Here is a 24,465-nt window from a genome sequence, read left to right as displayed (position 1 = left end):
TACGAACATACATTCTCTAAAAGGGGTTTCTACAATGAAAAAATTCAAATTAAACAGCTTCACATCAATGTTATTAGCATTTTCTATTTTATTATTTACATTTTTAATTTTTGAAGATGAGAAAATCGAAAAATACGAACAAGTGACAATCGTACAAGGTGATACTTTATGGTCGTTAGCAGAAACATATCGTGGTAAAATGGCTAAGAACGATTGGATTAACTTTGTAAAAGAAGAAAATGGCTTACAAGATGAAAAGGTATTATACGGCCAAGTATTAGTAGTACCTGTGGAGAAGGATTCATACTATATTGCCAATTTAAATCAAAACGATTCAACGAACGAAAAGACAGTTAAGGAAAAGACAGTTAAGGTAGCGAGAAGTGATGGATCAAACTAAAGCAGTATTATATTGTCGTGTTAGCACCGATAAAGACACGCAAGAAACATCGTTAGTTCGCCAGCAGGAAGAATTAACGAGCTATGCCAAATCGTTAGGTTATACAGAGCTTAGCGTTTACAAAGATCAGCATAGTGGCTATGAAGTAGACCGAGATGGTTTATTAGATATGCTCGATTTTATGAAAGACCATCAGGTGAAGGTTTTATTTGTGCAAGATGAAACCCGTTTAGGTCGAGGTAATGCACGAATGGCGGTTCTTCATTTAATTCAAAAATATGAAGCGACAGTTTATACATTAAATGATGCTGGCCCAATTGCATTAAATGAAATGGATACGATGCTACTTGAAATTTTAGCGATCGTTGAAGAATATCAACGTCGTATGCACAATGCCAAAATACGTCGAGGTATGCGCCGTGCAGTTGAAAATGGTTACATGCCCCAAAATAATTTAAAAAATCGAGGCAATATTGAAGGGCGAGAGCGAAAAGAAGTACCAATCGAAGAAATTGTGCAATTGCGTCAAAAAGGACTAACATTTGCTGAGATTGCCATGACATTAAAGGGTCTTGGTATCCCAATCAGTAAAGCGACTGTTCACCGCCGTTATATTGAATATATGGAACGATTTGAAGAGTAATCACTTGCCCTTCAAGTCGTTTTTCATTTATGGAATCGTTGGTACTAAAGGGGTGAGGGGCTATTTTATATTAATTAGCCCCAATCTGTTCTAAACTCTTACTAAATACCATTACAGATTCCTCTTCAAGTTCTTTTAGTAAATGACCATATACGCTATGAATCATCTGTGGAGTATTGCCTAAACGTTCAGCAATGACGCGTACAGGCATTTTTTCATTCATTAGTATTGTTGCATGGGTATGACGTAAACCATGTACAGTGACGTCAGGGAGCTTTGCAACGGCAATTACCCTTTTCATTATGAAATATGGTAAAGCGTGATACACAGGTTCCCCAGCTGAATTAATAAATATTAGGCCATCATCGTAAAGCAGCGATTAAAGCCCTTTTGGAAGTGAAGGCTCAAACGCTGCGTGGAAATACGGTATTCGTAGAAAATGAAAATATTACCGTTGCCCAATGGATGGATAAAAACATTACATGAAATATTTAAAGCGGCTATCAATACGGCAGTTGAAGAAGAAATACTATTACGAAATCCATTCAACCGAATTGCATTGCCTGAAAACACATTACAGACGGTATTAAGGACTCGATTACCAAAGCATTAAAAATAAATAGTCCGAGTAAGTTAACCACTCAATATGGTGAATGGGTGGGTGAAGGTTTAGTAATCGGGATGGACAATAAAATACAACAAGTTGTTAACGCTGGTAAAAGAATGGCGTCAGCAGTAACGCAACCGATGGACGTTATGGGTATGGGTAATCGTGGTAGTTATACAAACAGTAGTGTCAATAATTCCAAGTCGTACAGCGGTCAAACAACAATTAATGTGTATGGTAACAATCCATCACCGTCCGAGATCGCGCGTAAAGCAACACAGGCTCAAAGGCAACTGGCAATGGAATGGGGAGTGTAAACAAATGAATGAGTTACTAAAAGTCCAACAAGGTATACTTAAAATAATGAGTCAAGATGTTAAAGAGATTCATAGGTTGATTAAACAAGTTCGTAAAGAAGTACGGAATGCCGGTACAGCAGAAGAAATCAAAGGAATAGATGCTTCATGTAGATTTTTAAAGAAACAAATGCGTCCACTTGAGCAGCAATTGGTACTATTTAAGTTCAAAGATGCTACCCCTAAGTCCGTTGCCAGTATTCAAGAAATTGCTCGCGAGGTAAAGGAACAAAAACAGAAATTGCTAGAAGCCTTTTCATTCAAATAGGATTAAGGAAAACACTTACTTCGGTAGGTGTTTTTATTTATTCAGACAAATATACGTGTATTTTGAAAATGAGTGAGAGACTGGATTTTTAGAAGAGTATAGTCTTTTTATTTTCTCTATGCTAAGACACAAGCTTAGTAAATTATCAAATGGTATGAATCATAGTCGTGAGCGATTGCTTGCGGCTTTTTATTATCAAATTTGTATTACAGACAATCATTTCCATTCGCACTATGATTAGTGTGGAAGGAGGTATAGTTATGAGTTTAATTTTACGTTTAAGTAATGGTGAAAAGATAGAGATGAAAGCCAGTCTTGAGGAATTTGAAGAAATGTATTTAAAAGATGACGGTTACTTTCATTATGGTTATATAAGATTCGTGTTAAATGATGGAAAAGAAGAGCAATCAGAATTAATATTTACAAACCACATTGTTTCTATAGAAGAAGTAAAGTGATATTCGAAGTCACATCCAATCGGGTGTGGCTTTTTTTAATTTATCAAGATTAATAAATGTTACATAGATTGCACAGAATATATAAAGAGGTGATGGTCTTGAAAGAGCCTAAATATTTAATTGATTATGGAATAAAAGTTGAAGTAACTCATTTGAAAATTGGTGGAGAAAAAATAAAACCGCCAATAGGGTTATCAGAATTACTAGAACCAATATGGGTAATCCCAACAGAGGAAATGCTCGAAAAAATGCAAAAAGATGAAGAAGAAATTGAACGGAAATATGAACGTTACGAATACAAAAACGAAAAAGGGCATTGGGTTACTAAGTACACTTTGAAAAAAAGTGATAATACATGAAAATTGAAATCAACGTGAGCAACAATGATTGTGAAATTTTCATAAATGAAATTGCTATTGATACCAAGAAAAAGTCTATAGATACTCCAAATGAAAATATTATGGTTAATTTATATGTGGCCAGAAAAGAGAAGAAACTCAAACAAAGCGATGTTGCGCGTTTATTAAATATTCATGCAGTTACATATAGCAGAAAAGAACGTGGTGATTTAGAGTTTACTTTAAGTGAAGCGTTCATCCTTGCTAACTTTTTTGAGACTACTGTTGATTCACTATTTGCGGATAGAAATACGCGAATTTATTAACCAACATCAAACAACTATCTGAAGGTGTGGAAATTAATATTGTTTCACCATCAAAAGTTGAGAAATCTCATGATTAAAGTACGGCGCGAATTTTATTTCATCGAGAAACTATTAAGGAATGCCCCTGTGAAAGGTTAAAGAAAATACGGGTATAGAGTTAATCAAAAATGACAGGAGAGATTACGTGGATAAAGAAATTTTCATCTCGCCGGAAACTCAACAATCAATGTATGAGTTTTTCTTAAAAACATCAGCTCCAAGAATTTTAGCGAAGATGATAGAAATAGAGGCGGCAGGGGGGAAGCCCCAAATCAGCCCCACTTAGCCCCAAATTAAATCATTTATGTGCATTTACTTGCATGATTGAATAAAATAGTGAATCAACAAAATGCCTATAAATCAATGTTTCCGTTGTTTTTTTTATTTTAATGCAGAGTTCTTTTACTTGCCCTTCAAGTCGTTTTTTTATACCTTTGTAGTATTGGATATAAGAAAGGTGAGAACAACATGTTATCAAAAGAAAAAATCGCTCGTATTAATGAGTTATCAAAATTAGCTAAAGAAGGAAAGCTAACAGAGGAATTAGCGAAAGAGAGAACAGCACTACGCAAGGAATATTTAGATGTGTTCCGTTCGACGATGCGTGACACAATTGAACATGTAAAAGTAGTAGATGAAGAAGGTAACGACGTAACACCAGAAAAATTAAAACAAGTTAAGGCGCAAAAAGGGTTTTTGAATTAATTTGATTAACTTGCTTCCAGCAAAAGTCCTCCACTTCAATAAGAAGGGAATGAATGCCCAAGTATGTCTTTCATTCGGCATGGGTTCAAATCCCAGATGAATAGGGAGCGAAGGCTAAAAACATCACGTCCTGTGTCAACGACTGCGTGATCAACTTCGTGTTGACTTACTCCTCCAACCGGGTGTTACAGTTTTTTTAGAGGCATTTTTCGAACCGGCTCGAATAAATCTGGACACAATTACGAAGTGGAATAATTGATTAATATGTCACATTTATCATTAAGTATGACATATTCTGAAGAACGTTGCGAATAACCATTGTTTTCTTAGATGATTTTGTCTAAACTAGACATTGTATAAATTAAGTACGAGAAAGGATGTCACATAATGACACAACAAATGGATCAGTTAGCAATTAACGCAATCCGTACATTATCAATCGACGCAATCGAGAAAGCAAATTCTGGTCACCCAGGTTTACCAATGGGTGCAGCTCCAATGGCTTATACATTATGGACAAAGCAATTACGTCATAACCCACAAAATCCAAATTGGTATAACCGTGACCGTTTTGTATTATCAGCGGGGCACGGCTCTATGCTTCTATATAGCTTACTTCACTTAGGTGGCTACGGATTAGAAATGGAAGAAATTAAAAACTTCCGTCAATGGGGTTCAAAAACTCCAGGTCATCCGGAGTACGGTCATACAGTAGGGGTTGAAGCAACAACAGGTCCGCTTGGTCAAGGTATTGCAATGACTGTAGGTATGGCAATGGCTGAACGTCATTTAGCAGCTACTTACAACAAACCAGGCTATGATGTAGTAGACCACTATACATTTGCACTATGTGGTGACGGTGATCTAATGGAAGGTGTTGCAGCAGAAGCAATTTCTCTAGCAGGTCACTTACAATTAGACAAGTTAATTGTGTTATACGATTCAAATGATATTTCACTAGATGGTGATTTAGAAAAGTCATTCTCAGAAAACATCCAAAAACGTTTCGAATCATATGGTTGGAACTACCTAAAAGTTCAAGATGGTACAGATATTGCTGCGATTAATACAGCAATCGAAACAGCAAAACAAAATACAGGTGGCCCAACGATTATCGAAGTGAAAACTGTAATCGGTTTTGGTTCTCCAAATAAATCTGGTAAATCAGATTCTCACGGTGCTCCACTTGGAACGGACGAAGTGACATTAACGAAAGCAGCTTATGCTTGGGAGCATGAAGCTTTCCACGTACCAACAGAAGTTTACGAAACGTTCAAAGCGGCAGCTGATGTACAAGGTACACAAGCTGAAAATGCTTGGAACGAATTATTCGCAGGCTACAAAAACGAATATCCTGAATTAGCAGCACAATTTGTTAATGCAATGGACAACAACTTACCAGTAAACTTTGCATCAGAATTACCAGTTTATGAAGCAGGTAAATCAGTTGCAACACGTTCTTCTTCAGGTGATGCAATCAACGCAATCGCAAAAACAACACCATCATTCTTCGGTGGTTCTGCTGACTTAGCAGGTTCAAACAAAACAACAATCAAAGGCGCTGGTGACTTCTTTGCAGAAACTCCAGAAGGCCGTAATATTTGGTTCGGTGTACGTGAGTTCGCTATGGGAGCAGCGATGAACGGTATGGCATTACACGGTGGTTTAAACGTCTTCGGTGGTACGTTCTTCGTATTCTCTGATTATGTTCGTCCAGCGATTCGTTTATCAGCACTAATGGGCTTACCAGTAACGTATGTATTCACGCACGATTCAATCGCTGTTGGTGAAGATGGTCCAACGCATGAGCCAATCGAGCATTTAGCTTCTTTACGCGCAATGCCAAACCTATCAGTTATTCGCCCTGCAGATGCAAACGAATCCGTAGCAGCTTGGAAATTAGCAGTAGAAAGCACTTCAACACCAACTGTATTAGTATTATCTCGTCAAAACTTACCAGTATTAGACGCTTCTATTGAAACGGTTTATACAGGTGTAGAAAAAGGTGCTTATGTTGTTTCTCCAGCAACGAAAGCAACACCAGATGTACTATTAATCGCAACAGGCTCTGAAGTTTCATTAGCAGTAGAAGCACAAAAAGCACTATTAGCAGATGGAATTGACGCTTCAGTAGTATCGATGCCGTCAATGGACCGTTTCGATCAGCAATCAAAAGAATACAAAGAATCTGTATTACCAAAAGCTGTAACAAAACGTTTAGCAATCGAAATGGGTGCATCATTCGGTTGGCATAAATACGTTGGCTTCGAGGGAGATGTATTAGCAATCGATCAATTCGGTGCTTCAGCTCCTGAAAAAGTAGTCTTAAAAGAGTACGGCTTCTCTGTAGAAAACGTTGTAGCGAAAGTAAAAGCACTATAATTCAAACAGTAAAGGGCTTGTCTGGAAAGTTATTTCTGGGCAAGTCCTTTTTGTCTGGGATGTTGGCTAGCACGAAGATCTTCAAAAATGGTACCATCATTAAATTCAACTGTTCTAAAGTACGTGCTTTCTTAGGGAAGGAATGGTACGATAGACAGTGGCAAAGAAAGTAAATATACAAGGAAGTGAACCAATTATGACAACAGAACAATTACAAAAAGAGATTACTAAATTTATCGAACAAACCCTTTTTTTACTTACTAAAAATGTAGATATTAATAAGTTTCAAAAGATTCTTCAAGACAACGTGAGCCAAAAAAGAGAATCTGCAACATCAACAGTCGAATTTTATGATCGTTTAATGTTAAATATGGCATACTTCGTTGAAAATAAGATGGCATGGGAAACGATTGTTCGTGATACATACGGCAAAGGTCAAGTGCCAAAAATCAGCTTTCTAGAAAATGAATTAATGGCGCAGCAAATGCGTGTTCGCAACAATGTCGCAGAAAATAAGGATGCCTATACAGCCGATTTCCATAAGCGGTATGAGGAATTGGAAGTAGAGGACGAGGATGTTATTTACGATTATGCATATGCATCTGTTGACCATGCATTACGTGTCGATTTCATCACATTAGTAACTTCAAAAAATGCGACAATTTTAACGCAAGGAAATATCGAAGAAACGTTAAAAATAATCGACGGTTATATTGCATATCATAGCGATCAGATCGTGAATAAAATGACGCTTTCTTAAAAAGGAGTTTTTATATGAATACACCATTTATTTACTTACACAAAGCACCAGCTGTACAAGGGATAAAGCAACCTGCTATTTTTTTGTTACACGGTTTGGGGAGTGACGAAAAAGATTTACTTCAATTAGTAGACTCATTTTCATCGCAATGCCATATTTTTAGTTTGCAAGGTCCTATAAAGCATCGCCCCGGCTATGCGTTTTATACGTTTGCTGAAGAAGAGGGTAAACCAGAGCGTCATATCTTTGATAAAGTGCTAAAAGGTGTAGAAAATTTTATTGCTGAGGCAGTAAAAGAATTTGATTTAGATGAAAAACAGCTTTATGTAGTTGGTTTCAATCAAGGGGCGGCAATGGCTCAGTCACTTGCAATGATCATGGGCAATAAATTACGTGGAACAGCAGCATTAAGTGGATATTTACCGGAGTTTGCAGCGCTAGAATATAGTAAAAAAACAATGGATGAATCGAAAATCTTCATTTCACATGGTGAATATGATTATGATTTCCCGATTGAATGGGCAGAGCATGCGGTACGTTTCTTCAATGATTATGGTACTAATGTATCCTTTAGAACTTATCCAGTAGGGCATGGTGTGAGTTCAGAAAACATACGCGATTTAATTGCCTTCTTAGCAGAAGATTTACCGACAACATTAAACTAATTAAAAAGCCAGCTGACGTGAAAATGTCAGCTGGTATTTTTCATAAATTGAAGTTTACTTACTTTAGTAGAAGTCTTCAACTTCTATAGTGTTAATTATGTCCTTCATAGAGATGGGGTTCAAACCTCGGCATAATTGATTTTTGATTTAGCTAGTGCTTTATTAACTTTGCAATCAAGGGCAGCTAAATAACCAAATGTCATGCCTGGTCCAAGGGTTGCACCTGGTCCTGGATATGCCGTACCCATTACGGATGCCGAGCAGTTTCCGCAAGCATAAACACCCTCAATGGCAGTACCGTCTTCACGTAACACGCGGCCATCACGATCAATGACAACGCCGCCTTTCGTACCGATATCACCAGGATATACCCTTAGTGCGTAAAATGGAGCGCTGTTAATTTCAAGTAAGTTCGGATTCCTAAGGGTTGGGTCACCGTAATATTTATCGTGCGGTGTTTCGCCTCGGTGGAAGTCTAAATCTTCACCATTGCGCGCAAAGCCATTAAATCGTTCAATTGTTTTTTGTAAGTTTCCAAATGGAATATTTAATTGACGCTCTAAATCTGCGATATTATCCGCTTTGAAAACAATCTGATTGTTGTAATAATCTTTTGGGAAGTCCTGCATTGGGAATAACCCAGCAAATAAGTAGCGACTTTTTGCACGTCCATCTAAAATAATCCAAGATGTAATCGCTTTGCCACCTGTTGCTTCGTTATGTTCATACATTTTGTCGACAAATTCATGATAGGGTGTCGGCTCGTTAATATAGCGGTTGCCATCTTGGTCAACAATAATCATGTTTGGAATTCCGCGGTCAGCAACTAAGAAAAATGGTCTTCCAGTATGGTCAATAATCGTCGGAGCACCCCAAACTTTGTCCATAAGTCCAAATTTTGCATGGAGCTTTTCGAAAGGTGCAATCATGTCACCAGTTTGTCCTTCTGGTGAGCTCGTCCAGTCAGCATTCTGTGGCGCAGGTAAAAACTTATCGCGATATTCTTGGTTGCGTGAAAAACCGCCAGAAGCAAAAATGACACCATGTTCGGCTTTAATGAATAGACGATTGCCGTCTTTAATTACCTCAATTCCAACAATTTGATCGTTATCATACACGAAGTCCACAAACGCAGTCGATAGAGAAATTTCGCCTTGAATTTTTTTATATGTTAATGCCAAACGCGCAATTAATGCTTGACCAAGCGCGGCAAAATTCTTTTTCATCACTAAATGTTGCATTAAACGCCAGCCGAGTCGTAAAGAACGGATTTTCCCCACGGTAGTACGGGAAATCATATTTACTTTTACGAAATCTTGACCAGTCATGACAAAGCCTTTTGTATCTATTGTAGGGGGAAGAAGCTTATCCTTCCAATCTCCTAATTCATTTAAATCAAATAATAGTGGTTCAATCGAACGCCCTGTCCCTTTGCCACCTGGTAGAGCAGGGTAGTAATCAGAATAATTTTTTGCATATGAAAAACGCATATACGTGCTTAGGTCATGCATGTAATCTAACATTTCGATGCCACGTTTTAAATAAGCTTCCTTAACATCTTCAGCTACAGCGTTACCTACAGTAGCGTCTAAATAAGTTTTAGCCTCTTCGTAACTGTCAGCAGCACCTGCCTCCACTAAATAACGATTGTTTGGAATCCATATACCACCACCAGAAAGAGCAGAAGCACCACCGAAATATGTTTCTTTTTCAATTAATAATGTATTTAATTCTTCGTTTTTAGCCGTAATAGCAGCAGCAAAACCGGATGCGCCTGAACCGACGACTACAACATCATATTCTAAATCCCAATTCATTATTAAATCCCCCAATCTAAAATAGGTAGAAGTTCTGTTAACCCATTCTTAAATCGTTAAAAAGTAAACCACCGTTGTATCGACTGTAAAAAATGGGATTATGTATTACTTTCGTTACAAAAATAAAATTTCCTCCTTTTCTATACATATGAAAAAACAGCTAACAATAGGTTAGCTGTTGGATTGATCGAGTAATATTTCGGCGTCTTGTTTTGTCATTGGCTTATAGAAATAATAGCCTTGACCTGCTGGGCAGCCTAGTTGTTGGAGCATAGCTAGCTGGTCCTTAGTTTCGATACCTTCTGCAATCGGGCGCATATTAATATTATGTGCTAATTGAATGATGGTTTGAACGACAGCATACATTCCGGGTTCGTTCATCGAATTGACAAAGCTTCGGTCAATTTTTATTTCAGAAAAAGGAAGTTTAGGTAAGTAACTTAATGATGAAAAGCCAACACCGAAGTCATCAATCGAGCTTTCAATGCCCAGTTCATTCAATTTTTCTAAAATCGACTTTGCTTTTACAAAGTCTCCAAGTTCGATACTTTCCGTAACTTCAAGTTTAATATAATTCGGTGGTACTCGGAACTGATTAAATGTTCGGATAATATTATCTAAAAAATAGGGCTCATAGAAATGATCTGGTGAAATATTCAATGCAATTGGTACAATTTTTTTACCAGTATCGATACGATGTTGTAACCATTGTAATATGTTAGTTAAATTTAAAAGATCGATATCTTTAATCTTTCCCGATTGTTCAGCAATAGAGATATATTTGATAGGTGAAACGAAGCCAAGTTTGCTAGAATTCCAGCGAGATAAAGCTTCAAAGCCCTCAACCTCATTTGTTTTGAAATTAATTTTTGGTTGCAAATACACTTCAAATTCTTTGTTATTAATGCCATACGTCAATTGATTGAATATATTCATTTCTTCCGTTAGTTGATTGATGCTGTTTTCCTCATACATAGAAAAGCTCGTGCCATTGATTTTTCTCGCATTTGTTAAGGCAATGTCTATTTGGTGGATACATTGCTCAACTGTCATTGTGGAGGTAAATGTTGTATAGCCAGTTTTTAATGTTATATAATTTTCCTCGCCATTAATGTCGAAAGGTACTTGTGTCAATGGTTCGACATGTTTGCGATGCGAATGGAATGAATTTAGTGGCGCTTTTTTCGCCAAAATTATGGAATTTGAAAATCGTGCTATTAATTCATCGCCACTTGGTAAAAATTTGCACATGCGATCAGCCATTTGACGTAATAACTCAGCGCCAGCATTTCGTCCGTATAAATCGATAATTTTGTTGAACTCTGTAGGGTGAATAACTGCAACATAGCCCGTAAGTCCCGCATCAATCCATTTCGCTAACTCACCTTTAAAGAACTGTAAATTCGGCAATTTTGTTTCCATATCATAAAAAGCAAGGCAACTCAGCTCGATTTTTTGCTCGGCATATTTAATTGAAAGTTGAATTAAGAGCGCTAGGCGATTTAAATAGTTCATATCGCATTGCTTCAATTCTAAATCATCTTGTAAAAACAATGTTAATATTCCAATTGTTTCATTTTGCGAAGTTAAAATGGGCTTTGTCCATGAACCTTTAATCATATTATAATTTATATCTTTACTTTCCATGCTTTTAGATGAAAAATCTTTCACATAAATAGCACGTAGATTATGGCCCATATTAGGTGTTACAGTTAATAAATCAAGTTCATGAATAACATCAACTGGTAGGTTATGTGAACCGAGTGATTTAATTTCGTAATTTTTATCGTAAATATGAATTGTACAATACACATCATAAATATAGAATTTTTCAATTTTTTTAGAGATGAGTGACAAAATCGATTGTAAATTATCTTCATTGTCAATCGCTTCGTAAACTTCATGTTCTAATTTGTAAACCATTTTATTTAATTCTGCTTCGGTTGTATCTTCACATGTTAATAATACATATTGAATCGTTTGTTCTGAATCTCTAATAGGGTGGATGGTAATGGAGTTCCAAAAAGCTGAACCATTTTTTGTATAATGTAAAACCGTAAATTTTTTTGCGAGACCTAATCGAATATGCGTTATTAATTCCGTTATGGAATCATTGTTCGTGCGACTACCATTAAAAATCGATAAATTTTGATTGATAAGCTCATGCAACTCATAATTTGTTAAACGAAGAAGATAGTCATTTGTGTGTAAAATTGATAGATTACGATCATGAATATCAACAATGAATGTTCCTTTCGAAAGCTGATTACTGAAGGTGATGAGCCAATGTAGTAATTGATCTTTTGATAGGGGCGGTAATTGATTAAGTTGCATAAAATTTCCCCCTTAATAAAATGTTGGAATTAGTTAAAGTATAACAAAATTACTATAAATTAAAACAAAATTTATGGGAATTTGAAATAAATTACGTATAAAAGGTCTAAATGCCTAAAAGTAAAAAATAGTATAATTCATGTTTGTATTTTGGAACAATTATCAAAATAATAGGTTTATAGTTTATTAGGATAATACTTTAGACCTGCAATAAAAGCCAGTAAAACGGTCGATCTTTTGCCACTTCAATTTTTATTTTGATACGTTGAATACTGTACGCAACTCGTTATTAGTAACGTGCTTTTAATAGAAAGAAATAATACTAGAATATGTATTTAACTTGTTTCAGCAGATTCTTTTTGTAACATAAGAAAAGCGACAGGTACAGAAGTCCCCTACTTCTATAAGTAGGGGGTGAATGCCAAAGTATGAAAGGCTCAAAAATCTGGACGCAATTAAGCTTTCCTAAATAGTACATAAATACAAATTAATTATAGTTGAAATTAGGGGGCGGTTTTAAGTTAATAGGATGATAGATTCTACCTTTGACTCGCCTAGAGCATTAGTTTTTAAAAACATCATAAAAATGTTGTAATAATTGTTCGCCTTGCTGATCTACTAACAGCTTGTTATGTAAGATCATTTGTGCGGTTGTATCGTTTTTAGATAAATTGTTGTCGACAAAATTTAATAGTATCGTAACTTTACCATTTTCAACTAATTCCTGTTTTTGTTGTTCAGTAAAAGCTTGGTCGGAAAATAGCTGGTTGTCCTTCCATGTACCTGTAATTTTCAATGTGTTCTTCGATTCGTCATAATGCCATTGAACATCACGTAAAATAGTTTTAAATAAGTCGTTAATTGTCACATGTTCGTCGTCAAATTCTAACTCAGTTGCTCGAATTGTATGTACATCAATCGAAATGGCTGTTGCTGCTTCATTTGCTTTAGAATTAATACCAGATGCGGCATTCTTAATATCTTCCATCGTATTGCTGCATCCTGTTAATAAAATGACTGCCAGTAGCAGCGGAATTAACTTTCTCATTCCAGTCCCTCCAAATAAACATTATCCATAAATTTATCATACTAAACTGCAAGCAATTTAAGTGGTGGATTTCTGGGTAGAATGTGAAAAATTTGTAACGAGGAGAAGGGGGTATAGAAAATGATGAATTTTTACTTTTGACTTTGTAAAGTGAATAATAAATTGAAATTTGGGGTATAAATTAAGTATTACTTTATCGCAAAGAAATAGAAAAAATCATCATCGTCATAAGAAAAGTTAAGGGAGTTGTTACGGTGAAAATTAATGATGAATTATTAGATAAACTAGGCATTTATTTTGTATATCATGAAGTGTATAACAAATACGGCATTACGTTCGAAAGTTTTGTAGATCGTTGGTCGAGAGGGATATTAGAAATATAATTTATGATGATGTTGGCATTGAATCAAATAACATTTCTAGATACGTAAAGGAATTTGTCTGAATTATTTTTGGGCAAATTCTTTTTTTGTTCGGAAAAGAATAAATTTTTCAAGGAAATCTACATATGAAAAGATATCATGTTTCGTGATTTGGTGAAAAATGTATTTACGAATCTCTATCCAAATTAGCTATTGTTGATTAAGATAGATATGGATTTAATTTACATATTAAAAGGAGAACTATATGAAAATTCAAAAATTAGGCGTACAGATAGACAATTTGAAGTCAGGTAAAAAAAATTGTATTACAGATGTTATGGGTGTCAAAGTAGGACATGTGACATTGGATTATCCTTTAAATAATGACGGAGATGTTGCTTGCACAGGTGTAACGGCTATTTTACCGCATGGAGGTAACCTATTTCGCGAAAAAGTGACAGCTGCTAGCTATGTGCTTAATGGTTTTGGAAAGACAACAGGGCTTGTACAAGTCGATGAACTAGGTGTCCTAGAATCACCAATTATGCTGACGAATACTTTTAGTGTTCCAGCTGTTACACAAGGAACTTTACAATACTTGTTAGCGCAAAATGAAGAAATTGGCTTGTCGACAGGAACGGTAAATATTGTTGTAGGGGAATGTAATGATAGCCATCTCAATTCGATTAGACATTGCGCAGTAAAACCAGAGCATGCCGAAGAAGCAATCGAAAATGCGACGACAGATGTTGCACTTGAAGGAGCGGTCGGAGCAGGAAAGGGAATGGTTTGTTTTGGGTATAAAGGCGGAATAGGCAGTGCTTCGCGAATTGTAGAATTTGAATATGCAAGCTATACGGTAGGATGCCTCGTATTAAGTAATTTTGGTACGAGTGAGGAATTTATGAAGGAACGTTATCAGGTAAACACACCGGCACAGGATTCAACGATTGCGCCAACAGATGGATCAATCATTATTGTGTTAGCGACAGATGCACCGTTAAGTGATCGCCAATTAAAACGTGTGATTAAGCGATGTGGAATTGGGCTTGGACGAACTGGAAGTCATTTCTCAAATGGCAGTGGCGATATAGTGATTGGCTTTACAATAGCGCATAAAATCTCACATCAAAGTGAAGAAATTCTCGAAACACGCATGCAATTACGAGATGATCAGCCGATTATGAATTTGCTATTTACAGCAGCTGCAGAAGCTACCGAAGAAGCCATTATTAATTCACTTGTGCAAGCTGAAACAACGATTGGAAGACAAGGTAATTGCGTAAAAAAATATCCATTTTATTCATAATATTATGAATTCTAGCGTTATATAAATGTAACTTTTGAGTTTTAGTAAAGACCAGAAATAGAAATTTATTTTTATAAATAGCAATGAATTCTCAAGAAAAAACTTCCTCATTGGAAAAAAATGTGGTATTTTATATGAATATACTGAAAAATCAAAATGTTAGCATTATTCTGGTGTTTTACTGTATTACATATAACGAGGTGCATAACGATTTTAGAAAAATATTTACAGCCAATTACAATAAAAGCTAGTGCAGGTGAGCGACCACCGATTATTGAGAATCAAGAGCCATTAGTAAAGCTTGAGCCAATAAAAAATCGACTTTTTATCGAATCTAGTTATTATAAACAAGGTATTGCCAATAGCTTGCAAGACATATATTTACGAGAGCAAGCATTGAATCGATTGTTACACGCGCTTGATCGTTTGCCGCAAGCATATAGCTTAATTGTTTATGACGGATTCAGACCACTACAAGTTCAGCAAGTACTGTTTGATCAAATTAAGCGTGATATAACGAAGAAATATCCGAGCTGGAACATACAGCAAATTGAAGAAGAAACATTAAAATATGTTGCATTTCCAAGTATGGATTCACAATATCCCGCCCCCCATCTTACTGGAGGAGCAATTGATTTGACATTAGGCGATGCAAACGGAAATCCTCTTGATTTAGGGACGGCATTTGATGAAACATCTGCTCAATCAGCAACAGCCTATTTCGAAAGTCATTTAGCTGAAAATACCGAAGCCCTTAATAATCGTCGGATCTTATTTCATAGCATGACCAATGTAGGCTTTCACAATTATGAAGAAGAATGGTGGCATTATGATTTTGGGAATGTGACATGGGCTAGAAAATCAAAATTGCCAAATGCAATCTATGGACCAATCATTGCTAAAATTAAACAACATGAGCTAAAGGAGTATCGATACAAATGAAAGTATACATTAGCGCAGATATCGAAGGAATTACAGGAACGACTGTTTGGAGTGAAACGGAATTAAATTCACCTGACTATTTACAGTTTCAAAAGCAAATGACAAGGGAAGTGCTTGCCGCAATTGAAGGCGCGGTTGCAGGTGGGGCTACTGAAATCTTATTAAAAGATGCGCATGATTCAGCGCGTAATATTTTAATAGAAGAATTGCCGGAGAATGTGAAAATCATTCGCGGGTGGACACAAGAACCAATGTGTATGGTGGCAGGGCTAGATGAAAGTTTTGACCGAGCTATTTTTATCGGATATCACAGTGAAGGTGGCAGTGCAAAAAATCCGCTTGCGCATACACTAAGCTTATTAGCTGATGTGAAAATTAATGGTGAGTATGCAAGTGAATTTATTATTAATGCCTATGCATCAGCAATTCACAATGTGCCAGTTGCCTTTGTAAGTGGTGATCAGGCATTGACTGAGCATATTGCTCGTTTTAATGAAAACATCGTTACGTTTGCAACAAAAGAAGGGGTGGGGCATGCGACGATAAATGTTAGTCCACAGAAGACCTTAAAAGAAACAAAAGCACTAATCGAGCAAGCTATGAAAGTAGATCGACAACAACTTCAACTCGAATTGCCGAAGCATTTTAACGTAGAGATTATTTATAAAGATCACATTAAAGCATACCGCAATTCGTTTTATCCAGGTGCAACATTTAAGGCACATAATACAGTAGCGTTTGAAACGGATGATTATTTCGAAGTGTTACGCTTATTACAATTTTTAACATAAAGTAGGTGGCAGCATGAAAATTACAGATGTCAAAGTAGGTTTAGTAGAAGCACCACTTATTACCCCATTTAAGACGGCTTTACGAACGGTACATAGTATACAAAATGTCATGGTGACAATTCACACGGATGATGGCCAAATAGGCATTGGTGAAGCAGCGCCGACACATGTAATTACTGGAGAAACACTTGGCTCAATCCAATTTGCAATTGAACAAGTAATTGCACCGCTAATCAATGGCATGGATATTGCAGAAATTGCGGTAATATGTGACCGTGTAGACAGTTGTTTATATCAAAATACTAGTGCAAAGGCTGCTGTTGAAATTGCACTGTATGATCTATGGGCGAAGAAATACAATGCACCGCTCTATGAATTGCTCGGAGGCTATCAAAAATCGTTAACGACAGACATTACCATTAGCGTAAATAATCATACAGAAATGGTTCATGATAGCCTTGAAGCAGTAAAGCGCGGTTTCTCAATTTTGAAAGTAAAAGTAGGAAAAGATCCAGCTGGAGATGTAGACCGCATACTAAAAATTCGCGAAGCAGTAGGTCCAAATATTGTACTTCGAATTGATGCTAACCAAGGATGGACTCCGAAACAGGCAGTATCCATAATTGGTCAATTAGAAGATGCAGGGGTGCAAATGGAGTTAGTTGAGCAGCCTGTACATTATAGTAATGTGGCAGGAATGCAGTATGTGACAAATCACACACAAACTCCGATTTTGGCAGATGAAAGTGTGTTTTCTCCAAAGCAGGCAATCGAGGTTATCGAAAAGCGTGCTGCGGATTTAATAAATATTAAACTTATGAAAACGGGTGGCATTTCAAAGGCGCAGCAAATTGCCAATATTGCACAGGCTAGCGGTGTGGAATGTATGATTGGCTGTATGTTAGAAACGAAAATTAGTGTTAGCGCGGCAGCTCATTTTGCGGCAGCTAACAAAATCGTTACAATGGTCGATTTAGATGGACCTAGTCTTTGTGTTAAAGATCCGATTGAAGGTGGGCCGATTTTTGAAGGGGAAACCATTCAAATGATTAAGCGCGCAGGCTTAGGATTTTAACTATAGGCTCCTAAAAGCCAAGAAAAAGAAAAAGGATGGGGGAAAAGTACATGAAAAAATATTTATTAGTTTTAGCATGTATGTTTGCATTAGTTTTAGCTGCTTGTAGCGATGATTCTGCGGATTCAGGCAAAGATGGCGATTCAGGCAAACCGCAAGAGTACCGCACAGTGTATTCTGGTGAAATCAAAACATTAAACTACTTAAAAACTTCAGAAACAAATGAATTTGCAGTTGCTGCAAACCTAGTAGACGGCTTAATTGAGTATGACAAGTACGGTGTTGTACAACCAGGTTTAGCAGAAAGCTGGGAGCCAAATGCAGATGCAACGGTTTGGACATTCAAACTTCGTGAAGGTGTGAAGTGGGTAGATAATAAAGGAAAAGAAGTTGCTGATGTTGTGGCACAAGACTTCGTAGACGGTTTAAACTACGTACTTGATGCAAAAAATGAATCTTCAACGGCATGGATTGCCACTGTTGTGAAAAACGGTGACGCTTTCTACAACGGTGAAGTAACAGACTTCTCACAAGTTGGTGTAAAGGCAGTAGATAAGTATACGTTAGAGTACACATTAGAAGGCTCTACTCCTTACTTCCTATCAATGCTGAACTATGTATGTTTCTTCCCGGTTAACGGAGAGTTCTTAGCAGAAAAAGGAGAAACTTTCGGTACAACTGCTGAAGCATTCTTATATAACGGTGCCTACCTTTTAGACAAATTCGAGCCACAAAACGAGCGCGTACTTGTGAAAAATGATACGTACTGGGATAAAGGTAATGTAAAAATTGACCGCATTCGTTACAAATATAACAAAGAGGCAGCAACAGTTGCGCCTGAGTTATTCTTACGTGGCGAAATTGACGGCGCAAGCATCCCAACATCTATTTTAGATGAGTGGTTAAATGCGGATGACAAAAAAGATTTAGTTCGTCAAAATACAAACAACTTCTACACATACTTCTATGCATTAAACTTTGATCCACAATTTGATGCAGAGAATCAGCCAGAAAACTGGAAAGTAGCAGTGAACAACAAAGATTTCCGTAAATCACTTTACCATGCGTTAGACCGTGTATCGGCGATGTTAACAATTGAGCCATACAACCCACAAGATTTATTATCAAACACAATTACACCGAAAAACTTCGTAGACGTTGAAGGTGTAGATTACACAGTTTTAGAGCCTTTAAAAGCAATTACTGAAACAGATTCATTTAACAAAGATTTAGCAATCAAGCATAAAGAAGCGGCAATGACTGCTTTATCTGGAAAAGCAACATTCCCAGTAAAATTAGTACTACCATACAACTCTGGTTCACCTGAATGGGCGAACCGTTCGCAAGTCGTAGAGCAACAACTTGAAAACTTATTAGGTGCTGATTACATCGATGTAGTATTATATGCTGGTCCAGCGACAGGCTTCTTAGGTGAAGTGCGTCGTCCAGGTAAATTCGCGATGATCGAAGCAAACTGGGGTCCAGACTTTGCTGACCCATCAACGTACACAGATCCATTCACTGCAGGTGGTACTTACAACAAGCCTGAGTTAGCTGAAGGATACAACGGTGAATACGATAAGTTAGTAGAAGCTGCAAAAGCAGAAGTTGATTCAGCAAAACGCTATGAACTATTTGCAAAAGCAGAAGCATTCTTAATTGAAGAAGCATTCGTAATTCCTTACGCTGTTGGTGGTGGCGGTTATGTTGCTTCAAAATTAAATCCATTTGAATCACAATATTCGCCATTTGGTGTAACATCTGAGAAATTTAAAGGTCAGTCAATCCTAGAAAAGCCAATGAGCAATGAAGAGTATAAATCAGCTAAAGAGGCATGGGAAAAAGAACGTGCTGAAGCTTTAGCGAACGCTTCAAAGTAAGTTTTTTATGGGCTTTAACCAGTAGTAACGTCAGGAGATGACAGAATTATTTCTGCATCTCCTTTCTTATTTTAAATGTAAGGAGGGAATCGCGTGTTAAAGTATCTTGCCAAACGAATTGCTCAATCGATTTTAACGTTATTTATTATTATTACGATTGTTTTCTCCCTGCTACGCCTAATGCCAGATGAAGGTTATTTAGGGGCAGCGGCAGAAAAAATGTCGCCAGAACAACAAGAAGTTTATTTAACAAATTTAGGTCTACGTGATCCACTCATTGTACAGCTGAAAAACTTTTACGTGGATTTATTCCAAGGGGATCTAGGAAAGTCGATTACATATCGTACGGATGTACCAGTAGTAGATATTATTGCAGATAAAATGATGTATTCTATTTCATTTGGGTTAGGGGCAGTAGCACTTTCGCTGTTAGTAGGTGTACCACTTGGAATATTAATGGCGCAATTTAAAGGGCGCTGGTTAGATCGTCTTGGTACGGGTTATATCGTTATTATTGTAGCGGTACCGGCAATGGTGTATTTCTTAATGATTCAAATGTATATTTCAGATTGGCTCGGATTACCGATGTTATTTGATGAATACGATTCGAGAAGCTTTATATTACCGTTAATCTGTCTTGCACTTGGACCGATTGCGTCATATGCGATGTGGATGCGTCGTTATATGGTTGATGAATTGAACAAAGATTACATTAAACTGGCGCGCGCAAAAGGGGTAAAGGAGCGTACTATCATGTTCCGCCACGTCATGCGAAATGCGTTTATTCCGATGGCACAATATTTACCAGCAACAATTTTATTTACGATTACAGGTTCGATATATATTGAATCGTTATTTTCGATTCCAGGGATGGGTGGATTGTTAGTTGATGCGATTCAACGTCAAGATAATAACGTCGTACAAGGATTAGTTCTAGTGTTTTCTTCGTTAGGGATTATAGGGCTTATTTTAGGGGACTTATTGATGGCAGTTGTCGATCCTCGAATTAAGCTAGGGAAGGGAGACAGTGTACGCTAATGGGCTTATTTACGAAAGAAATTCAAAATATTTCGGATAAATCGAACGAACACTTATTTGAATTTGCTGGTGTAGACGATGCGAAAGCGGAAGAAACAGCCTATTCGAATTATTCGTATTGGCGTTCGACGTTTCGTTCCTTTACAAAAAATAAAATTGCAGTATTTTTATTATTCTTTGTAGTGTTATTAATTGCGTTTACATTTATCCAACCTTATTTACCAGATCAAAAATCACCAACGCAAATTTATCTTAATTCAGAGACGGGTATGCAGGATCGAAATGTAGCCCCAAATGAAGAATATATTTTCGGAACAAACTCTATTGGCCAAGATTTATGGTCACGTATTTGGCAAGGTACACGTACATCACTATTTATTGGCTTTGCAGTTGCAATTATTGAAGTCATTATCGGCTTTACAGTCGGTGCGTTGTGGGGCTATTCACGAAAATTAGAAATGCCGATTACGCAATTGTATAACATTGTTGATAACATTCCGACGACGATTGTATTAATTTTAATGGCCTATATATTACGTCCTGGCATTTCGACAATTATTATCGCGATGTGTATTACCGGCTGGGTTGAGATGGCGCGTTTCTTAAGAAACCAAATCGTTATTTTGCGTGACCGAGAGTACAATTTAGCGTCAAAAACATTAGGAACACCAGGCTATAAAATCATTTTGAAAAATCTATTACCGTATTTAATCTCGGTAATTATGCTACGTATGAGCTTGGCGGTTCCTGCAGCGATTGGTGCGGAAGTATTTTTAACGTATATCGGCTTAGGTTTACCAGTAAGTGAACCGTCATTAGGAAACTTAATAAACGAAGGTCGCGTGTTGATGATGTCACCAGATTTACGTTATCAATTAATTTTCCCTAGTATTGTGCTAAGTGTCATTACGATTGCCTTTTATATTATCGGAAATGCATTTGCTGATGCGGCGGATCCGAAAAACCACGTGTAGAAAGGATGGCGTTATATGGAACGAGAAAAGATTTTGTCGATTGAAAATTTAGTCATTAAATTTAAATTGCGCGGCCAAACATTAACGGCCATTCGTGATATTTCACTAGATTTGTATAAAGGGGAAAGTCTTGCGATTGTAGGGGAATCTGGTTCTGGGAAATCGGTATTAGTAAAATCAATTATGGGTTTACTTGATAAAAACGGTTATATCGATTCTGGCAAGATTTTATATGATGGTCATGATTTAGCGCAGTTTAAAACCGAAGCAGATTGGTTAAAAATTCGTGGCAAAAAGATTGCGATGGTCACACAGGATCCCATGACATCACTAAATCCGTTAAAAACAATAGGTAAGCAAATTGAAGAAAGTGTCGTACTTCACCAAGGGTTAAAAGGTAAGGCTGCCTATGAAACAACATTACAGCTTTTGCGTGATGTTGGAATTCACGATGTAGAACGCCGTTACAAGCAATTTCCACATGAATTTTCTGGTGGGATGCGTCAACGAATCGTTATTGCCATTGCAGTCGCATGTAATCCACAAATATTAATTTGTGATGAGCCGACAACTGCGCTTGACGTAACAATACAAGCACAAATTTTACAGCTGTTAACGACCCTACAAGAAAAATATTTATTAACAACGATCTACATTACGCATGATTTAGGGGTTGTTGCGAAAGTGGCAGACCGAATTGCTGTGATGTACGCAGGGGATATTATTGAAGTGGGCCAGACGAATGAAGTGTTCTTTAATGCGAAGCACCCTTATACATGGGCGTTAATATCTTCATTACCGCAACTAGGGGTTAAAGGTGAGGAGTTATATTCAATTAAGGGAACCCCACCAAACTTGTTTAAAGAAATTAAAGGCGATGCATTTGCTCCACGAAATCAATATGCACTTAAAATTGATTTTGTCGAACGTCCACCCTTTTTCCAAGTTACTGATTCGCATTTTGCTCGTACATGGTTACTTGATCCGAAAGCACCGAAAGTCGAGCCTCCAGAAGTGTTACAAGCATTTTTCGAGGAAGGGAGACGATATATGCATGAGTAATGAGCGCGAAAAACTAATTGAAGTAAAGAATATCGATATTATTTTTGGTAGCGGTAAAAAGGTATTCAAAGCTGTTGATAATGTTAGTTTTGATATTTATAAAGGTGAAACTTTCGGCTTAGTAGGAGAATCAGGTTCAGGTAAAACGACAATCGGCCGTGCTATTATGCGTATTAACCCGATAACAAATGGTGAAATTTTATTCCATGGTAAAAAAATAAATGGTCGTATTTCAAGCGCATGGGATAAAGAAATTACACAAAAAATTCAAATGATTTTCCAAGATCCAGGTGCGTCACTTAATGAGCGTGCAAAAGTAGATTATATTATTTCAGAAGGCATCATTAATAATAAGAAATTTAGTAATGAGCAAGAGCGAATTGAAAAAGTAAAAAAAGCATTACTAGAAGTAGGCTTATTGCCAGAGTTTGCTTCCCGTTTCCCGCATGAGTTTTCAGGTGGGCAGCGTCAGCGTATTGGAATTGCGCGTGCATTAGTAATGGAGCCGGAATTTGTTGTAGCCGATGAGCCGATTTCAGCATTAGACGTTTCAATACGTGCGCAAGTGCTAAATTTGCTCTCTAGCTTACAGCAAGAGCGTGATTTAACGTATTTATTCATCGCTCATGATTTATCTATTGTACGCTTTATTACAGATCGAACAGCCGTTATTTATAAAGGGAGAATTGTTGAGCTAGGTGAAACGGAAAAGCTATTTAATAACCCACTACACCCGTATACAAAAGCGTTATTAGCGGCAGTTCCAGAACCCAACCCAATTAAAGAACGTCAGAAAAAATTACAAGTATATGATCCAACTGTACACCAATATGAGACAGACCCACCGGAGTTTGTTGAAATTGAGGAAGGACATTTTGTATTAGCAAATAAAGAGGAACAAGCACAGTACCGCGCAGTTATCAAACGTCAGGAGGCAAAAGTATGAATTTAGTTATTCCAAAGTCATTGAAAAAGGGTGACACCGTTGCGTTAATTAGTGCTTCAGGAGCTACTCCATCAGAGCGTTTGCAACCTGCGATTGAAGCGGTAGAAAAATTAGGATTTAACGTAGTTGTCGGAGAAACTTGTCGAACACGTCACGGTTATTTAGCTGGTAGTGATACGCTACGTGCAAAAGAGTTAAATGAAATGTTTGCGAATCCAGCAATTGACGGTATTTTTTGCATTCGTGGGGGCTATGGCGCAACACGTATTTTGCCGATGCTCGATTTAGAAATGATTAAAAATAACCCAAAAGTATTTGCAGGCTATAGTGATGTTACAGCATTACATATTGTGTTCAATCAACAATGTGGCTTTGTAACGTATCATACACCGATGCCTTCAACAGAATTTATTAAGCCGGCGATGGATGAATACACGTGGGACTATTTTGTGAACACTGTGACAAATACAGATTGGAATCAATATTTCCTGGAAAATAAATCTGGAGAAGCGATGAGGACCATTACATCTGGAATTGCAACAGGGATATTAGCTGGTGGTAATTTAACTTTAGTTACAGCATCACTAGGCACACCATACGAGATAGATTTAACCGGGAAAATATTATTTTTAGAAGATATTGATGAAAATGTACAGCGCATTGATCGAATGCTAACACAGTTAAAGCTAGCGGGTAAATTAGATGCGTGTGTTGGTATTATTTTGGGTGCATGGACAGATTGTGGACCACTTGATACGAAAATTCCTGAAAACAACTTAACACTTCAGCAAGTATTTGATGAAATTTTATCACCACTAAATATTCCAATATTAGCTGATGTCACTTGTGGCCACGTATTACCGACAATGTCACTTCCTTTAGGGAAAAAAGTAACAGTCAATGCGACAAATAAAACGATTGAAGTTGTTGGGTAAAGGTA

28 protein-coding genes are annotated in these 24,465 nt (G+C 37.0%); 24 read left to right on the top strand and 4 right to left on the bottom strand.

Annotated elements, in window-relative coordinates; all coding sequences use genetic code 11:
* The first annotated feature begins 34 nt into the window (after positions 1-34).
* Complete coding sequence (gene yneA / locus O7776_RS12805; protein WP_274307434.1) at positions 35-400, top strand: cell division suppressor protein YneA; 366 nt, start codon at positions 35-37, stop codon at positions 398-400.
* Entirely contained in the window at positions 387-1,043 is a 657-nt protein-coding gene (locus O7776_RS12800) for a YneB family resolvase-like protein (protein ID WP_274307433.1), read from the top strand. The genes yneA and O7776_RS12800 overlap by 14 nt, the downstream gene beginning before the upstream one ends.
* 70 nt (positions 1,044-1,113) lie before the next feature.
* Here O7776_RS12800 and O7776_RS12795 read toward each other — a convergent pair whose 3' ends face one another.
* Positions 1,114-1,392: a tyrosine-type recombinase/integrase gene (locus O7776_RS12795; RefSeq protein ID WP_274310503.1), complete on the bottom strand. Its 279-nt coding sequence runs from the start codon at positions 1,390-1,392 to the stop codon at positions 1,114-1,116.
* A gap of 90 nt (positions 1,393-1,482) precedes the next feature.
* Here O7776_RS12795 and O7776_RS12790 point away from each other — a divergent pair, with 90 nt between their 5' ends.
* The 11 genes from O7776_RS12790 (at position 1,483) to O7776_RS12740 (ending at position 7,947) form a co-directional block, all read left to right on the top strand.
* Positions 1,483-1,656 (top strand): hypothetical protein, encoded by a 174-nt coding sequence (locus O7776_RS12790; RefSeq protein WP_274307432.1) that lies wholly within the window; start codon positions 1,483-1,485, stop codon positions 1,654-1,656.
* A 44-nt stretch (positions 1,657-1,700) separates the two neighbouring features.
* Positions 1,701-1,967, top strand: a complete 267-nt coding sequence (locus O7776_RS12785) for a hypothetical protein (protein ID WP_274307431.1) — start codon at positions 1,701-1,703, stop codon at positions 1,965-1,967.
* Positions 1,968-1,971: 4 nt separating this feature from the next.
* Entirely contained in the window at positions 1,972-2,274 is a 303-nt protein-coding gene (locus tag O7776_RS12780) for a hypothetical protein (RefSeq protein WP_274307430.1), read from the top strand.
* Between the two features lie 260 nt (positions 2,275-2,534).
* Positions 2,535-2,732 (top strand): hypothetical protein, encoded by a 198-nt coding sequence (locus O7776_RS12775; protein WP_274307429.1) that lies wholly within the window; start codon positions 2,535-2,537, stop codon positions 2,730-2,732.
* A gap of 98 nt (positions 2,733-2,830) precedes the next feature.
* On the top strand, positions 2,831-3,091 hold the full coding sequence (locus O7776_RS12770) for a hypothetical protein (protein ID WP_274307428.1): 261 nt from the start codon (positions 2,831-2,833) through the stop codon (positions 3,089-3,091).
* On the top strand, positions 3,088-3,396 hold the full coding sequence (locus tag O7776_RS12765; RefSeq protein WP_337999444.1) for a helix-turn-helix transcriptional regulator: 309 nt from the start codon (positions 3,088-3,090) through the stop codon (positions 3,394-3,396). Before O7776_RS12770 ends, O7776_RS12765 begins: the two co-directional genes overlap by 4 nt.
* 184 nt (positions 3,397-3,580) lie before the next feature.
* Positions 3,581-3,721, top strand: coding sequence for a hypothetical protein (locus O7776_RS12760; protein WP_274307427.1), 141 nt, complete (start codon positions 3,581-3,583; stop codon positions 3,719-3,721).
* Between the two features lie 182 nt (positions 3,722-3,903).
* On the top strand, positions 3,904-4,140 hold the full coding sequence (locus tag O7776_RS12755) for a DUF896 domain-containing protein (protein WP_241368721.1): 237 nt from the start codon (positions 3,904-3,906) through the stop codon (positions 4,138-4,140).
* 387 nt (positions 4,141-4,527) lie between these two features.
* Complete coding sequence (gene tkt, locus O7776_RS12750; protein ID WP_274307426.1) at positions 4,528-6,522, top strand: transketolase; 1,995 nt, start codon at positions 4,528-4,530, stop codon at positions 6,520-6,522.
* Between the two features lie 196 nt (positions 6,523-6,718).
* Positions 6,719-7,282 (top strand): DNA helicase, encoded by a 564-nt coding sequence (locus tag O7776_RS12745; protein ID WP_274307425.1) that lies wholly within the window; start codon positions 6,719-6,721, stop codon positions 7,280-7,282.
* A gap of 14 nt (positions 7,283-7,296) precedes the next feature.
* Complete coding sequence (locus O7776_RS12740; protein WP_274307424.1) at positions 7,297-7,947, top strand: alpha/beta hydrolase; 651 nt, start codon at positions 7,297-7,299, stop codon at positions 7,945-7,947.
* Between the two features lie 119 nt (positions 7,948-8,066).
* On the opposite strand, the gene O7776_RS12735 is transcribed toward O7776_RS12740, so the two are convergent.
* From O7776_RS12735 to O7776_RS12725, 3 genes are all read right to left on the bottom strand, one after another.
* Positions 8,067-9,764: an FAD-binding protein gene (locus O7776_RS12735; RefSeq protein WP_274307423.1), complete on the bottom strand. Its 1,698-nt coding sequence runs from the start codon at positions 9,762-9,764 to the stop codon at positions 8,067-8,069.
* Positions 9,765-9,935: 171 nt separating this feature from the next.
* Positions 9,936-12,098, bottom strand: a complete 2,163-nt coding sequence (locus O7776_RS12730) for an EAL domain-containing protein (protein ID WP_274307422.1) — start codon at positions 12,096-12,098, stop codon at positions 9,936-9,938.
* 562 nt (positions 12,099-12,660) lie between these two features.
* The gene (locus O7776_RS12725; RefSeq protein WP_274307421.1) at positions 12,661-13,146 is read right to left on the bottom strand and encodes a 23S rRNA methyltransferase; all 486 of its coding nucleotides are present in this window, start codon (positions 13,144-13,146) and stop codon (positions 12,661-12,663) included.
* A 254-nt stretch (positions 13,147-13,400) separates the two neighbouring features.
* Between O7776_RS12725 and O7776_RS12720 the strand changes: the two genes are divergently transcribed.
* From O7776_RS12720 to O7776_RS12670, 11 genes are all read left to right on the top strand, one after another.
* Positions 13,401-13,529 carry a hypothetical protein gene (locus O7776_RS12720; RefSeq protein ID WP_274307420.1) on the top strand — a complete coding sequence of 43 codons (129 nt, stop codon included), beginning with the start codon at positions 13,401-13,403 and terminating at the stop codon, positions 13,527-13,529.
* A gap of 244 nt (positions 13,530-13,773) precedes the next feature.
* Entirely contained in the window at positions 13,774-14,817 is a 1,044-nt protein-coding gene (locus tag O7776_RS12715; RefSeq protein WP_274307419.1) for a DmpA family aminopeptidase, read from the top strand.
* A gap of 156 nt (positions 14,818-14,973) precedes the next feature.
* Positions 14,974-15,759 carry a M15 family metallopeptidase gene (locus tag O7776_RS12710; protein WP_274307418.1) on the top strand — a complete coding sequence of 262 codons (786 nt, stop codon included), beginning with the start codon at positions 14,974-14,976 and terminating at the stop codon, positions 15,757-15,759.
* Positions 15,756-16,550, top strand: coding sequence for a M55 family metallopeptidase (locus O7776_RS12705; protein WP_274307417.1), 795 nt, complete (start codon positions 15,756-15,758; stop codon positions 16,548-16,550). The genes O7776_RS12710 and O7776_RS12705 overlap by 4 nt, the downstream gene beginning before the upstream one ends.
* A 13-nt stretch (positions 16,551-16,563) precedes the next feature.
* Positions 16,564-17,625, top strand: a complete 1,062-nt coding sequence (locus tag O7776_RS12700; RefSeq protein WP_274307416.1) for a dipeptide epimerase — start codon at positions 16,564-16,566, stop codon at positions 17,623-17,625.
* Positions 17,626-17,675: 50 nt separating this feature from the next.
* Positions 17,676-19,505: a peptide ABC transporter substrate-binding protein gene (locus O7776_RS12695; protein WP_274307415.1), complete on the top strand. Its 1,830-nt coding sequence runs from the start codon at positions 17,676-17,678 to the stop codon at positions 19,503-19,505.
* A 93-nt stretch (positions 19,506-19,598) separates the two neighbouring features.
* Positions 19,599-20,543, top strand: a complete 945-nt coding sequence (locus tag O7776_RS12690; RefSeq protein ID WP_274307414.1) for an ABC transporter permease — start codon at positions 19,599-19,601, stop codon at positions 20,541-20,543.
* Positions 20,543-21,517, top strand: a complete 975-nt coding sequence (locus O7776_RS12685; RefSeq protein WP_241368734.1) for an ABC transporter permease — start codon at positions 20,543-20,545, stop codon at positions 21,515-21,517. Before O7776_RS12690 ends, O7776_RS12685 begins: the two co-directional genes overlap by 1 nt.
* Before the next feature lie 15 nt (positions 21,518-21,532).
* Entirely contained in the window at positions 21,533-22,579 is a 1,047-nt protein-coding gene (locus O7776_RS12680; protein WP_274307413.1) for an ABC transporter ATP-binding protein, read from the top strand.
* Positions 22,572-23,525, top strand: a complete 954-nt coding sequence (locus O7776_RS12675; protein WP_274307412.1) for an oligopeptide/dipeptide ABC transporter ATP-binding protein — start codon at positions 22,572-22,574, stop codon at positions 23,523-23,525. The genes O7776_RS12680 and O7776_RS12675 overlap by 8 nt, the downstream gene beginning before the upstream one ends.
* The gene (locus O7776_RS12670; protein ID WP_274307411.1) at positions 23,522-24,460 is read left to right on the top strand and encodes a S66 peptidase family protein; all 939 of its coding nucleotides are present in this window, start codon (positions 23,522-23,524) and stop codon (positions 24,458-24,460) included. Before O7776_RS12675 ends, O7776_RS12670 begins: the two co-directional genes overlap by 4 nt.
* Positions 24,461-24,465: the final 5 nt, after the last annotated feature.

Source organism: Solibacillus daqui (assembly GCF_028747805.1).
In the GTDB taxonomy this organism is placed as follows: Bacteria; Bacillota; Bacilli; order Bacillales_A; family Planococcaceae; genus Solibacillus; species Solibacillus daqui.
Note: the sequence above shows the minus strand (reverse complement) of the source record. Positions and strands in the feature narration are given on the sequence as shown.

Bases quoted from the DNA above. Each gene is read 5' to 3' on its own strand.
- O7776_RS12745 (WP_274307425.1), top strand. From the start codon at position 6,719: ATGACAACAGAACAATTACAAAAAGAGATTACTAAATTTATCGAACAA.
- O7776_RS12710 (WP_274307418.1), top strand. From the start codon at position 14,974: ATGTTAGCATTATTCTGGTGTTTTACTGTATTACATATAACGAGGTGC.
- O7776_RS12775 (WP_274307429.1), top strand. From the start codon at position 2,535: ATGAGTTTAATTTTACGTTTAAGTAATGGTGAAAAGATAGAGATGAAA.
- O7776_RS12740 (WP_274307424.1), top strand. From the start codon at position 7,297: ATGAATACACCATTTATTTACTTACACAAAGCACCAGCTGTACAAGGG.
- O7776_RS12730 (WP_274307422.1), bottom strand. From the start codon at position 12,098: ATGCAACTTAATCAATTACCGCCCCTATCAAAAGATCAATTACTACAT.
- O7776_RS12715 (WP_274307419.1), top strand. From the start codon at position 13,774: ATGAAAATTCAAAAATTAGGCGTACAGATAGACAATTTGAAGTCAGGT.
- O7776_RS12800 (WP_274307433.1), top strand. From the start codon at position 387: ATGGATCAAACTAAAGCAGTATTATATTGTCGTGTTAGCACCGATAAA.
- O7776_RS12765 (WP_337999444.1), top strand. From the start codon at position 3,088: ATGAAAATTGAAATCAACGTGAGCAACAATGATTGTGAAATTTTCATA.
- O7776_RS12780 (WP_274307430.1), top strand. From the start codon at position 1,972: ATGAATGAGTTACTAAAAGTCCAACAAGGTATACTTAAAATAATGAGT.
- yneA (WP_274307434.1), top strand. From the start codon at position 35: ATGAAAAAATTCAAATTAAACAGCTTCACATCAATGTTATTAGCATTT.
- O7776_RS12755 (WP_241368721.1), top strand. From the start codon at position 3,904: ATGTTATCAAAAGAAAAAATCGCTCGTATTAATGAGTTATCAAAATTA.
- O7776_RS12675 (WP_274307412.1), top strand. From the start codon at position 22,572: ATGAGTAATGAGCGCGAAAAACTAATTGAAGTAAAGAATATCGATATT.
- O7776_RS12735 (WP_274307423.1), bottom strand. From the start codon at position 9,764: ATGAATTGGGATTTAGAATATGATGTTGTAGTCGTCGGTTCAGGCGCA.
- O7776_RS12725 (WP_274307421.1), bottom strand. From the start codon at position 13,146: ATGAGAAAGTTAATTCCGCTGCTACTGGCAGTCATTTTATTAACAGGA.
- O7776_RS12700 (WP_274307416.1), top strand. From the start codon at position 16,564: ATGAAAATTACAGATGTCAAAGTAGGTTTAGTAGAAGCACCACTTATT.
- O7776_RS12790 (WP_274307432.1), top strand. From the start codon at position 1,483: ATGAAAATATTACCGTTGCCCAATGGATGGATAAAAACATTACATGAA.
- O7776_RS12695 (WP_274307415.1), top strand. From the start codon at position 17,676: ATGAAAAAATATTTATTAGTTTTAGCATGTATGTTTGCATTAGTTTTA.
- O7776_RS12680 (WP_274307413.1), top strand. From the start codon at position 21,533: ATGGAACGAGAAAAGATTTTGTCGATTGAAAATTTAGTCATTAAATTT.
- tkt (WP_274307426.1), top strand. From the start codon at position 4,528: ATGACACAACAAATGGATCAGTTAGCAATTAACGCAATCCGTACATTA.
- O7776_RS12685 (WP_241368734.1), top strand. From the start codon at position 20,543: ATGGGCTTATTTACGAAAGAAATTCAAAATATTTCGGATAAATCGAAC.
- O7776_RS12705 (WP_274307417.1), top strand. From the start codon at position 15,756: ATGAAAGTATACATTAGCGCAGATATCGAAGGAATTACAGGAACGACT.
- O7776_RS12670 (WP_274307411.1), top strand. From the start codon at position 23,522: ATGAATTTAGTTATTCCAAAGTCATTGAAAAAGGGTGACACCGTTGCG.